General features: G+C 32.8%; 10 protein-coding genes and 2 pseudogenes. 7 read left to right on the top strand and 5 right to left on the bottom strand.

Features of this window, described 5'->3' with window-relative positions:
- Positions 1 to 32 precede the first annotated feature (32 nt).
- From ACZZ95_RS08325 to ACZZ95_RS08315, 3 genes and pseudogenes are all read left to right on the top strand, one after another.
- Positions 33 to 266 (top strand): hypothetical protein, encoded by a 234-nt coding sequence (locus tag ACZZ95_RS08325; RefSeq protein WP_463468694.1) that lies wholly within the window; start codon positions 33 to 35, stop codon positions 264 to 266.
- A gap of 107 nt (positions 267 to 373) precedes the next feature.
- Positions 374 to 2,163 (top strand): annotated as a pseudogene (locus ACZZ95_RS08320) (1-deoxy-D-xylulose-5-phosphate synthase).
- A gap of 30 nt (positions 2,164 to 2,193) precedes the next feature.
- Positions 2,194 to 3,194 (top strand): annotated as a pseudogene (locus ACZZ95_RS08315) (DUF3078 domain-containing protein).
- Between the two features lie 74 nt (positions 3,195 to 3,268).
- On the opposite strand, the gene ACZZ95_RS08310 reads toward ACZZ95_RS08315, so the two are convergent.
- Together ACZZ95_RS08310 and ACZZ95_RS08305 are read right to left on the bottom strand one after the other, a co-directional pair.
- Positions 3,269 to 4,618, bottom strand: a complete 1,350-nt coding sequence (locus tag ACZZ95_RS08310) for a deoxyguanosinetriphosphate triphosphohydrolase (protein WP_463468693.1) — start codon at positions 4,616 to 4,618, stop codon at positions 3,269 to 3,271.
- 526 nt (positions 4,619 to 5,144) lie between these two features.
- Positions 5,145 to 5,726 (bottom strand): outer membrane beta-barrel protein, encoded by a 582-nt coding sequence (locus ACZZ95_RS08305; protein WP_463468692.1) that lies wholly within the window; start codon positions 5,724 to 5,726, stop codon positions 5,145 to 5,147.
- A 146-nt stretch (positions 5,727 to 5,872) separates the two neighbouring features.
- Here ACZZ95_RS08305 and gldA point away from each other — a divergent pair, with 146 nt between their 5' ends.
- From gldA to ACZZ95_RS08285, 4 genes are all read left to right on the top strand, one after another.
- Positions 5,873 to 6,769: a gliding motility-associated ABC transporter ATP-binding subunit GldA gene (gene gldA / locus ACZZ95_RS08300; RefSeq protein WP_095952604.1), complete on the top strand. Its 897-nt coding sequence runs from the start codon at positions 5,873 to 5,875 to the stop codon at positions 6,767 to 6,769.
- Positions 6,770 to 7,138: 369 nt separating this feature from the next.
- Positions 7,139 to 7,579 (top strand): TonB-dependent receptor plug domain-containing protein, encoded by a 441-nt coding sequence (locus tag ACZZ95_RS08295; protein WP_463468691.1) that lies wholly within the window; start codon positions 7,139 to 7,141, stop codon positions 7,577 to 7,579.
- Positions 7,551 to 8,144, top strand: a complete 594-nt coding sequence (locus ACZZ95_RS08290; protein WP_463468690.1) for a hypothetical protein — start codon at positions 7,551 to 7,553, stop codon at positions 8,142 to 8,144. The genes ACZZ95_RS08295 and ACZZ95_RS08290 overlap by 29 nt, the downstream gene beginning before the upstream one ends.
- Entirely contained in the window at positions 8,134 to 9,261 is a 1,128-nt protein-coding gene (locus tag ACZZ95_RS08285) for an outer membrane beta-barrel family protein (protein ID WP_463468689.1), read from the top strand. Before ACZZ95_RS08290 ends, ACZZ95_RS08285 begins: the two co-directional genes overlap by 11 nt.
- A 329-nt stretch (positions 9,262 to 9,590) precedes the next feature.
- Here ACZZ95_RS08285 and ACZZ95_RS08280 read toward each other — a convergent pair whose 3' ends face one another.
- The 3 genes from ACZZ95_RS08280 to ACZZ95_RS08270 all read right to left on the bottom strand — a co-directional run bounded on the left by ACZZ95_RS08280 (position 9,591) and on the right by ACZZ95_RS08270 (position 11,973).
- Positions 9,591 to 10,421 carry a PepSY-associated TM helix domain-containing protein gene (locus ACZZ95_RS08280; protein WP_463468688.1) on the bottom strand — a complete coding sequence of 277 codons (831 nt, stop codon included), beginning with the start codon at positions 10,419 to 10,421 and terminating at the stop codon, positions 9,591 to 9,593.
- A gap of 35 nt (positions 10,422 to 10,456) precedes the next feature.
- The gene (locus tag ACZZ95_RS08275; protein WP_463468687.1) at positions 10,457 to 10,753 is read right to left on the bottom strand and encodes a PepSY domain-containing protein; all 297 of its coding nucleotides are present in this window, start codon (positions 10,751 to 10,753) and stop codon (positions 10,457 to 10,459) included.
- 104 nt (positions 10,754 to 10,857) lie between these two features.
- Positions 10,858 to 11,973: a DUF4374 domain-containing protein gene (locus ACZZ95_RS08270; protein ID WP_463468686.1), complete on the bottom strand. Its 1,116-nt coding sequence runs from the start codon at positions 11,971 to 11,973 to the stop codon at positions 10,858 to 10,860.
- Between the last annotated feature and the right edge of the window lie 125 nt (positions 11,974 to 12,098).

Genomic DNA, 12,098 nt, shown 5'->3' with positions numbered 1-12,098 from the left:
TATTCTCTCAAACGCAATATCAGAAAATATTTTTGTTAGCTTTATTTGTTGTTATGGGAACTTCTTTGTTCAGCTGTGCAACAGTTAATGGCAGTAAACAGAAAATCGATAAGATAGAAGTTATTGAGGAACAAAACTCTTCATTTGCAAATTCTGCAAGAATAAAAGAGAGGAAATATTTTGAACAAATAATGATGGAGAATATTCATAAACAAAATATTATTGAAGAAGATTCTATTAAAAAAATAAATCCTTACAAGGTATAAGTATTGGTAGTGGTCAAACTACAATGGGACCAATGCCTATACAGATCAATTATAATTTGCAAAAGAAAAATTAAATTTAAAACCGTAAATTTGTTTTTTACCTTACAATGAAAAGCAATTTACTTTCAAAAATATACAATCCCGCCGATTTACGTCTTTTAAAAGAAGAAGCGACTTACCGAGGTTGCTAAAGAACTGCGTCAATTTATTATTGATGTAGTTTCAGTGAAAGAAGGTCATTTGGGAGCCAGTCTGGGCGTAATTGAATTGACGATTGCCTTACATTATGTTTTTAATACTCCCAAAGATTTACTAGTTTGGGATGTTGGCCACCAAGCTTACGGTCATAAAATCCTAACCGAAAGAAGAGAAAATTTTCATACGAATAGACAAATAGACGGAATTTCTGGTTTCCCTAAAAGAAGCGAAAGTGTTTATGATACTTTTGGCGTAGGTCACTCTTCGACTTCTATTTCTGCGGCACTTGGAATGGCAATTGCATCTAAAATTAAAGGTGATTTCGACAAACAGCATATTGCAGTTATAGGCGACGCTTCTATCGCAAGCGGAATGGCTTTTGAAGGCTTGAATCATTCTGGAGTTACTGATGCCAATATTTTGGTAATTTTAAACGACAATGCTATTGGAATTGATCCCAGCGTTGGCGCTCTAAAACAATATTTAACCGCTGTTAAAAACGGAAAAAACCCGAGACAGAATAACATGATCAAATCTTTGAATTTTGATTATTCTGGTCCAATCGACGGACATGATTTTCCAACTTTAATCAAAGAATTAAATCGTTTAAAAAAGATAAAAGGCCCTAAATTTCTTCACATTGTTACGACAAAAGGAAAAGGTTTACAACAGGCTGAAGAAAATCAGGTAAAATATCATGCCCCAGGAAAATTTGATGCTTCGACGGGAGAAATTCATTTAAAACAGGAAGAAAACCTGCTCGCCTAAATATCAGGATGTTTTTGGTTTAACTATTTTAGATTTAGCCAAAAAGAACGAAAAAATAATCGGCATTACGCCTGCAATGCCATCAGGAAGTTCATTAAAATTTATGATGGACGAATTGCCGGATCGTGCATTTGATGTTGGAATTGCAGAACAGCACGCCGTAACTCTTGCAGCTGGAATGGCGACACAAGGCATGGTTGTATATTGCAATATTTATTCGACATTTTTACAACGCGCATACGATCAAGTGATTCACGATGTCGCGCCGCAGAATCTGCCTGTAATTTTTTGCTTGGACCGAGCTGGGTTAGTGGGCGAAGACGGCGCAACACATCACGGCGTTTTCGATATTACTTATTTACGTTCGATTCCGAATATGATTATTTATGCACCGCTTAACGAAATTGAACTTCAAAACATTTTATACACTGCTCAATTAGGAATAAATCATCCTATCGCGATTCGATATCCGAGAGGAAGAGGCGTTATTTCAAATTGGGAAGTAGAAAATTTCGGACATTACGAAAAAATAAAAATCGGACAGGCGAAATGCCTAAAAGATGGTACGAAAGTTGCGGTTCTTTCGGCCGGAACAATTGGAAATAATGTTATAGAAGCGCTACAGGAATGTCCCAACTCTGACGCTATTGCCCATTATAATTTTAGTTTCATTAAACCACTAGACATCAATATATTAAATTCCATTTTTTCAACTTTCGACGATATTATTACAATAGAGGACGGGGTTAAAAAAGGCGGTTTTGGAAGCGCAGTTTTAGAGTTTGCGGCATCGAATAATTTCAAAAATAACATCCGAATTTTGGGTGTACCAGATGAATTTATTGAGCATGGAACAGTAGTTCAACTGCAACAATTGTGTAAAATTGACGTTAAAAGTTTAATAAATCTTTTTTCTAACGGTTCAAAATAATTATTTTGCAACACCAAAAAAATTACCAAAATGAAATTATTGCGTTCTACCCTTTTGCTATTATTGCTTTTGAGTACTTCTCATAACTTTGCCCAGATTATTCAAACTACTTTAAGTCCGAATCAAGCTCCTAAAGCGCTTCGAACTGGACTCAAAAAAATCAACTTGGATTTGATATTTCCGAAATTGCTTTTGTCAACTGGAGCGCCGGGGGAACAAGTTCTATCTCAGGTTTATTTAAAGGTGAATTTGGAAGAACGTATGCTAAAAAAAATCATAAATGGGTAAACGAACTTATCGTAAAGTATGGTTTAAATAAACAAGACGGAACGGAATTAAGAAAAACTGATGACGCTCTTCAATTTAACTCTACATACGGTTTTAGAAAAGATACTGCTTCTAACTGGTATTACTCTTCTAAATTAAACTTCAATACCCAATTTACAAACGGTTATAATTATCCAAACAGAGATATTGCAATCTCTAAGCCTTTTGCACCAGCTTATATCTTTTTGGGAGCTGGAGCTGAGAATTCAAACAAGGAAAAAAACAGAGTTTTCTACTTCTCTCCTATTACGTTAAAAACTACTTTAGTATTAGATCAATATCTTGCAAACCAAGGTTCTTTCGGGGTTAAGAAAGCGGTTTATGCAACAGATCCGCTAGATCCAGAAAGTCAAATACTAATTGAAGAAGGTCAAAAAGTAAAAGCAGAATTTGGTATACTGCTTACTGCATACATGAAAAATGAAATTTACAAAAACGTTTTTTATGAAAACCGATTAAGTTTATACACCGATTATTTAAATAAATTTGGCAACGTCGATATAGATTACGACACTCGTTTAGATCTTGTGGTTAATGCTTATGTAAAAGCAAATATCGGTGTGCATTTGATATATGATGACGATATTAAAACCAAAAAAGACGTTGTTGATCCAACTACAGGAACAAAAAGTCAAGTAAATGAAGGCCCTAAAATGCAGTTAAGACAAGTTCTTGGTGTAGGTCTTGTTTATGCTTTTAAATAAATTCAAATTAAAGCAAAAAAAATATCCTCTAAAAATCATTTTAGAGGATATTTTTTTTGCTTTAAAACTAAGGTTTAATTCTTTTTTCTTCCGTTAATATTTTCAAATAATTCTAACGCGTTTCCATCTGTCAATAAAGAAACATAATGACAAATATGAAGTAACCTTTCATACAAATTACCTTTTTCTAAATCATGCTTTTCTGGAAGCATTTTCAAAATCAATTTATCGTAGTTTGAAGCTGTTCCATCAAATTTATTATTAAATGCGGTAATAAATTTATCCAATAAAGTCTGGATGATTTGATACCCCACAATTTCTTTTTCAATCACTTCACGGCTCTGATAGATTTTATCTACGCTAAGTTTGATAATATCATTCATCTGCGCTTTGTATTTGCTTTTATCTGTTAAAGCGTAAGGAAATTTTCCCTGTAAAATAGCTTCTTCATTTTCGATAAAAACATTTACAGCATCATTGATTAGAGTATTAATCGCTAAAGCTCTTAAATAACTGATTCGATCTTCTTTGGTCGACAAATTTTGATATTTCTCTTTCCAGTAACGATTATCTTTTAGCAGATTAATCAAATATTCTAACGCAAAATCTTCAGAAACTAAACCAAGATTTATTCCGTCTTCAAAGTCAATAATAGTATAACAGATATCATCTGCCGCTTCTACTAAATAAGCTAGCGGATGTCTTTCAAAACCAATATCTTCTCCAGATTTATTGGCAATCATTCCCATATCTTTAGCTACTTCTTCAAAAAATAATTTATCGGTTTGAAAAAAGCCGTATTTTTTATCTGCAATATCGTTGGTTGGCCTTTTCGGAAGGCTTTCTTTTGGATATTTCATGAAAGCACCCAAAGTTGCATACGAAATACGAAGTCCGCCTTCAATTCCGGGACGGCTTGCTGTTAATACAGAAAAGCCGTTTGCATTTCCTTCAAAATCGATTAAATCCTGCCACTGTTTATCTGTAAGCTGATTTCTGAATTTCTGCCCGTTTCCGATAGAAAAATATTCTCCAATTGCTTTTTCACCTGAATGTCCAAAAGGAGGATTTCCAATGTCATGTGCCAGTGAAGTCGCCGCCACAATTGCACCAAAATCATTCATATGGTAACCGTGAACTTCTTTCAGATAAGGATATTTTTCAATGATTTTCTTCCCAACCAAACGTCCAAGCGAACGCCCCACAACCGAAACCTCTAAACTGTGTGTTAAACGCGTATGTACGAAATCTGTTTTAGAAAGCGGAATAACTTGTGTTTTATCTTGTAAACTTCTAAAAGCGGCAGAAAATATAATTCGGTCATAATCTACCTCAAAACCTAAACGGGTATCATCTTGTTCTACACGTAATCTTTTGCTTGTATCTCCTTGACGTTTTAATGATAAAAGTTGTTCCCAGTTCATTTTTATTTTTTAGATTTCTGATATTAAATTTTAGATCAAGGATCTAAACGTCAAAAATACGTTTTATTTTAGGATAATATTGAATAAAAAGAAGCCGCAGATTAATTTGATTTAAAAGATTAATATTTTTTACTCACCACGAATTTCACGAATTTATACAAATCATTGTACTTAAATTAATTCGTGAAAATTCGTGAAATTCGTGCCAAAAAATCAAAACTCTAAAGCAGTTTTTTAAGAGCAGACATCTTGAATTTCAAAATACCTCTATTCCCGCTATCCGCTAATATCTTTTCCTGGCTAAAGAAGCCAGAAAAAGGATGTCGCTTCTATCGGGGCTAAGTGAGAAATTTTTTATTTTTACAAGAACTCAGCAAAAAAAAGCGCTCAAACCAAAGCGCTTTTTCATTTTAATGAAAACTAAAAGTTTTTATAAATCACGATCAGGCGAAGAAATTGTTACTACAAAAAAAGCATCCGTCACGGCTGAATGCTTTTCTGAAATTGAATATATAAAAAACTTAGATTAGAAGTTTTTAGAAATCCCGATACTGAATGTTTTTCCAAAGTTGAAGTAGAAATTACTGTAATCTTCTCCATTGTCATCAAAACTTAATGTTTCGTATCCTAAACCTCCAATACTGAAGTTAAGACCAAACCCTTTTTTCATGTTGATAAAAAGTGCTGGAGTTACATCTACATAAGCACCATCTCCTTTATATCTAACATAATTATTATTAGTAGTGTAGATTTTGTTCTTTTCAGTTTGGAAACCTGCACCCATGTCAGCAAAAACAGAAAAAGTCTGGCTTAATGATTTTGTGTAACGTACAAAACCTCCAGTTCTAAATTTATTGTCTTTACGTTTTAAATCTGCATTATCAATATCAGATGTACTTAATGAAAGTTCTCCTCCCACTGTCCAGTTTTCGTGAAATTGGTAACCTACTTTAGGAGAAAAATTAAATGTACTTGTTTTGTCTTCACTGAATCTGAATTCTGATTTTTCAGAAGTGTATCCAATGTTACCACCTACTAAGATTGTTCCTTTTTGAGCACTTGTAAAAGTGCAGATAGCTAGGGTCGCTATCACTAAAAATTTTTTCATGATTTGGGTTAAATTTATTTTAGCATTCCTTTAACAATAACGATGCCGTGAATAAAGGGCTTTTTACTTTTTTTATAATTACTTTAAAAGGTAAAATGTAGCAATCGAAACTATTTCTGTTTACTTTTGCAACAAATAAAAAGTCTATGTCGATAGAAGTAAACAGCATATCAAAAAGTTACGGAGAGCAAAAAGCTTTAAATGAAATTTCTTTTAAAATTGAGAAAGGAGAAATCGTAGGATTTCTTGGACCCAACGGAGCTGGAAAATCTACCTTAATGAAAATTTTGACCACGTATTTACTTGCCGATAGTGGCTCAGCCCTTGTAAATGGTCATGATGTCATGTCAGGTACAAAAGACGTGCAACGCTCCATAGGATACTTACCTGAGCATAATCCGTTGTATTTGGATTTGTATGTTCGTGAGTATTTGGCTTTTAATGCCGACGTTTACAATATGCCAAAATCAAGAATTGAAGAGGTAATTGAACTGACAGGACTGACACCAGAAAGTCATAAAAAAATCGGTCAGCTTTCTAAAGGATATCGTCAGCGTGTTGGATTAGCGAATGCTTTACTGCATAATCCCGACGTTCTAATTTTGGATGAACCAACTACCGGATTGGATCCTAACCAGTTAATGGAAATTAGAAACGTGATTAAAAATGCAGGAAAAGATAAAACTGTTTTTTTATCGACACACATCATGCAGGAAGTCGAAGCTATTTGCGATCGTGTCATAATTATTGACAAAGGACAAATTGTAGCCGATAAAAAATTAGATAAGTTAATCGCCGCAGATTCACAACAAGTTATTGAAGTTGAATTTGATTACAAAGTAGAAGAACAGCTTTTGGCAAAATTAGAAAATATCTCTTCTTATATTAATACACATGATATGACGTGGGAACTAACTTTTGTTACGGACAAAGATATGCGACCTGCAATTTTTGATTTTGCTAATGAAAATGGCTTAAAAACGTTACAACTGAATCAGAAAAATAAAAATTTAGAAGCTGTTTTTAGAGAGATTACGAAATAAGTTTTCAGTCTCTGTCACAGTTTTCAGAGAAAAGCGGTTTGTTTTTAGTTTAAAACAAACCGCTTTTTTAATGTACTTATTTCTTAGAATCAATCAATTACATTTAAAGAGCAAAATTAATTCTATTTTTATTTAGACTTATTATAAATAGTTATATCTTTGGCAAATCAAATTCTAAATGCCACAGGTATGTTATTTACACTTCACACCCTCAAAAAAACTATTTCTACTGTTTCAATTTTTGCATTCAATCTACAAAAAAGGTTTTCAGACAAATTAGAACATATTGTACTGCAATAAATTCTAATCTAAAAAAATTAAAAGATTGCTTTCTAAATCAAGGTTTAGAGAGTGCCAAATTCAAACAAAATGAAAAATTTTATAACATCTATTATGCTTGCTTTTTCGGTATATGGATTTTCTCAAGAGAAAGAAAAAGAAAATGACAGCATTATTGAAACTTCCATAACAGCTTTGGAGGAAATTGTGCTAACAAAAAAGAAAGTTTTATATACGCAAAAGTCAGATCGTCTTGTTTTTAATGTAGAAAACAGCATCATTTCTGAAGGCGGTACGGCACTTGATGTTTTATCGCGTGCGCCAGGCGTTGTGGTTTCGCAAGACGGAGATTTATCTATCCGCGGACAGCAAGGAGTTGCTGTAATGATAAACGGTAAATTGACACAGCTTTCTCAGAAAGAATTGGCTAATTATTTAAAAGCTACAACCTCATCAAATATTAAACAAATAGAAGTAATTACAAATCCTTCTTCAAAATACGATGCGACTCGGAAAAGCTGGAATTATTAATATTATTCTAAAAAAACCAAATGCATCAGGTTTAAAAGGAACCGCTTTTGCCAGTTATGGAAAAGGAAGAAAAAACAGAACCAATTCTGGATTTAACTTAAACTATAATAAAGATAAATGGGGTGTTTTTGGGAACTACAGTTATACTTTCCGTGGTGAAGAAGAACATAAAGAATTTAATCAAATTCAATTTACCGATCAGACACGTCAGGAAATTGCCAGTAAAAATCACCAAACCTCTATTACAGACGAACCTTTAACTTCTAATAATTTTAAAATTGGAACCCAATATGAAGTTTCTCCTAAAACGAATTTAGAAGTTTATGTTGATGCGAAAATCGGGCGTTATGAAAATATTGCTAATGGAACAAACACCGTTTTAAACACGGCCAATCAGCCTATTTTTGATGCTTTGACTTATAATGACAGCAAAGAAAAATGGTTTGATTATACGTATGCTTTTTCTGGAGTTCATAAATTTAATACTGAAGGAAAAAATATGTCTTTTGACTTTGAATATGAAACATCTAAATTTAGATCGAATCAATTTCAAAGTGCTCGCTAACACCGCCAATTCTACGGTTGTAAATGACCGTCGCGGTTATATTCCGTCTCAATTAAAGGTTTTTACAGGAAAAGTTGACTTTGTAAATCCTTTTGCAGAAAAACAATCTATAGAATGGGGTTTTAAAGGAAGCATTAAAAATAATGATAATCCTTCTGTTTATGAATATCAAGATAATAACCAATGGTTAATTGATTTTAATTCGACAAACCATTTTGAATACAATGAACAGATTTATGCCGCTTACGCGAATTATAAATATCAGCTGGAAAAACTGAATATTCAAGCTGGTGTAAGAACGGAGTATACAGCGATAAATATTGATCAGAAAACTTTAAATGAAGAGCACAAGGACGATTATTTAAAATGGTTTCCAAGCCTTTCTTTAAAATACGAATTTACCAGCAATCATTCTGCTCATGCTTCTTACAGTAAGAGAATCAACAGACCAAGTCAGTTTGATCTGAATCCGTTCCGTTTTTATGATGACTCTTTTAATTATTCGCAGGGAAATCCGAACTTAATTCCAGAGATTACGCACGCAATGGAAATTGGTTACGCTTGGAAAAGTAATTTTATGGCTTCTGTTTACTTTAACAGCACCAAAGATGTTTTCACAGAAGTGTATAACTATAACCCAGATACCAACACCACTATAACAACTCAGATTAATGTGGACAAATCATACAATTACGGAATCAACATTACCAATACGGCAGAATTTTACAAATGGTGGTCTGTAAATACTTTATTAAATGTTTTTGAAAATAAGTTTATGGGGAATGTATTAAACAGTTCTACAATCGACCCTATAATGACTTTGAATGTAAGTGTTCAAAATTCATTTACTATAACAGATACTTGGAAAGCGGAAGGAAATGCACAGTATCAATCTAAATCGAATCTTGGAGTTTATGAAAGAGACGGCTTCTTTGATTTCAGCATTGGAATTTCAAAACAAGTTTTAGCTAAAAAAGGAAGCATCAAATTGAATTTTACCGATGTTTTCAACACTAATAATTTCTACATCAAATCTGTAATTGCGCAGACTAGTATTGACAAAAGATATGATCTTGACAATCGCATTGCGACAATTGCATTTACATACCGAATTTAAAAGTTTCGTTCTTTAAATACCTTGTTTTTTGTTTTTTTTTGTGTTAGTTAAGAGCCTGTTTCCTTCAAGACAGGCTCTTCTTGTTTTTAGATTGTAGATTGTAGATTGCTGATTTTAGATTGTAGATTGTAGATTGTAGATTGTAGATTGTAGATTGTAGATTGTAGATTGCTGATTTTAGATTTTAGATTTTACTTCTGATTTGGAATTTGGAATTTAGGTTTTGGAATTTAGGTTTTGGAATTTGAAATGGAATTTTGAGCATAAAAAAAGTCTTTTTAAAGCTTATTCACTTTAAAAAGACTTTTAAAAATACATGAAGAACTGTTTTAGTTTTTCTTCGCTTTTTTCTTTCTTCCCCACCAAATATAAAAACCGGTAAGCGGAAGACTGGCACAAATTAAACTTGCAATGAAATAAATAATTTTAGTTGTTAATCCGCCGATTGCGCCCACATGCAGACTGTAATTGGAACGGCTCATCCAGTCATGGAATTTTTCGTCTCCAATATATTTTCTTGAATTTGGAAGCAATTCTAATCTTTTCTGATCAAAATATAAATCTCTCCAATTTCCGTTATGCATATCGGTACAGGCATAAAAATTATCTTTTGGCTCGTCTGGAAAATGTATAATCACAGCTTCTTTGTTTTGTATGGCAATTTCTTTTCGAACTTTATTAAATATAATATCTGATGCAGTCAGCATGTCATATTTAGGTTTGGAAAGTGTATCTGGCTTAACTTCTGCTACAACTTCCTTTTTTACTTTTTCATTCGCAAAACCTCCCGTAATCCAGTATGTACTTTCTCGTACCCAATGAAAACTCATTATCAATCCAGTCAACGCAATTAAAAAAGCCAGAATGAGTGTATAAAAACCTAAAACATTGTGTAAATCATAATTAACACGTTTAAATTTAGCTTTCCATTTAATTTTAAAACTACTGTTTACGGTTGTTTTATTCCATTTTTTTGGAAACCATAAAATAATCCCGCTGATTAAAAGAAAAAAGAAAATCAAAGTTGCCCAAGAAGTTATGGTTGTTCCTATTTCTTTTCCGAGCCATAAATAGCGGTGACCTTCATCCATTTCATGAAAAAAATCTTCATGATCTACCATTCCGGTTATTTGTCCGTTATAAGGATTTACATAAATCAAAGAATCTGATTCAATATCAACTTTTATTGTTTTATCTAAACCATTATACCATAAACCGTGAATATCTTTTTGGGAAAAGCTTTCTTGACCAAAGGATAAATTTTAGAAGGCGGTAAAATCTTATCGGCACTTTGGGCTTCTACATTTAACCAAGGCGAGGTCATTGCTTTTATTTCGTGTTCAAAAACCAAAATACAGCCTGTAACTCCCATTATAAGCACAACAATTCCAGAAGCTAGTCCGAGCCATAAATGCGACCAGGCGTTTACTTTACTAAAACGGGATTTTCCTTTAGTTTTTGATTTAGAAGATTGTTTTTTGAAAACATTCATTATTTATTTTTTTAGTTCTGCTAATGAAATCGATATTATAAAAAAACCATATAATCACTACCAAAGCAATGATTATATGGTTTAAAAAAATTAAGTTTTTTTTACTATTGTTTCTTTGTCAATCTTGTAATTGCTGGCAAATCTACACCACCAGTGATTAATGCCCCGGCTTTTGCTTCACCAGTTGCAATATCAATTTGGTATACACGCCCTTCAGTATTCGTTACGAAACTTTTGTAAAGTTTACCGCTTTCAATTAATGCACTTCCAAAACCAAAATAGTTGTCTCCAGAGTGATCAGGTAGTCCTGTAACTTGTGTAATTGTTTTTGCACCAAGATCGATTATTGCACATTTTAAATTAAATGATTTATAATTTAAGAATCCCCAGTTTGGCTGTGTCGCATCAATATCTGCAGGAATATAGTTAACCAAAACTTTTTCTCCACCTGCTGGGTAAGCAGACAAAACTTTTCCTTTAAGAACACTTGTTTCGATATCAAAGAAATAAGAAGAATCAAATTCTGATTGTCCTTTTTTAATTCTAAGAATTCCTGAGTGAGAAGCTGTAGGTGTGTAACCACATAAAACTGAATTAGATGAGAATGTATAAATATCTCCTGACTCTGTTTGAACCATACCTGTATTAGTATAATATTGACCAATAGCTGTTGTACGAGAATCTTCGATAGTTTTAAGATATTTTAAAGATGGATATTCGTAAACTTTTACAACTGCTTTTTCTTGATAAAGTTTCCAATCTTTATCACGCTCAAATGTAGATACGAATAGTTTATCTCCAGAAACGTTTACACTAGTAGGCCATAAAAAGTGTCCGTTTGGAATAGCAAAATCATCATAAACACGTTTTGAAATAGTAACTGTAGCTGGATCATAAATTAATAATTCATTTTGAGTTGAACTAGCATCCCATGGAGAGTTGATCATAACTAATTTATTATCATCAGTAGTTCCGTATGCATAGCTGTCTCCTGTAAATAAGTTACTAGTTTTACTTAAATTTCCTTCAGTATTAAGATAATATCCAAGAGATCCTTCTGCATTACCTGTTAAGGCAAAAAATGAATTAGCTACTGGTACAAGTGCACCCGCCTGCTCAATTCCTTTTCCAACCATATTTATTGATCCAGTCATTAGTTCGTCTACAGACTCAAACTGCCAAACATATGTATCGTAATCTGTTGTTTGATAGGAAAGCACATAAGTTTCATCAGCAGGATTTCTTACCTCTGAATTATCATTATCACTCGTCGCATGAAAAAAACATAGCTGGCAATACTGCTAAAGCTAAAAGGTTTTTAATTCTTTTTATCATCGTATTCAAT

This window comes from Flavobacterium sp. AC267, from assembly GCF_979258715.1.
Note: the sequence above shows the minus strand (reverse complement) of the source record. Positions and strands in the feature narration are given on the sequence as shown.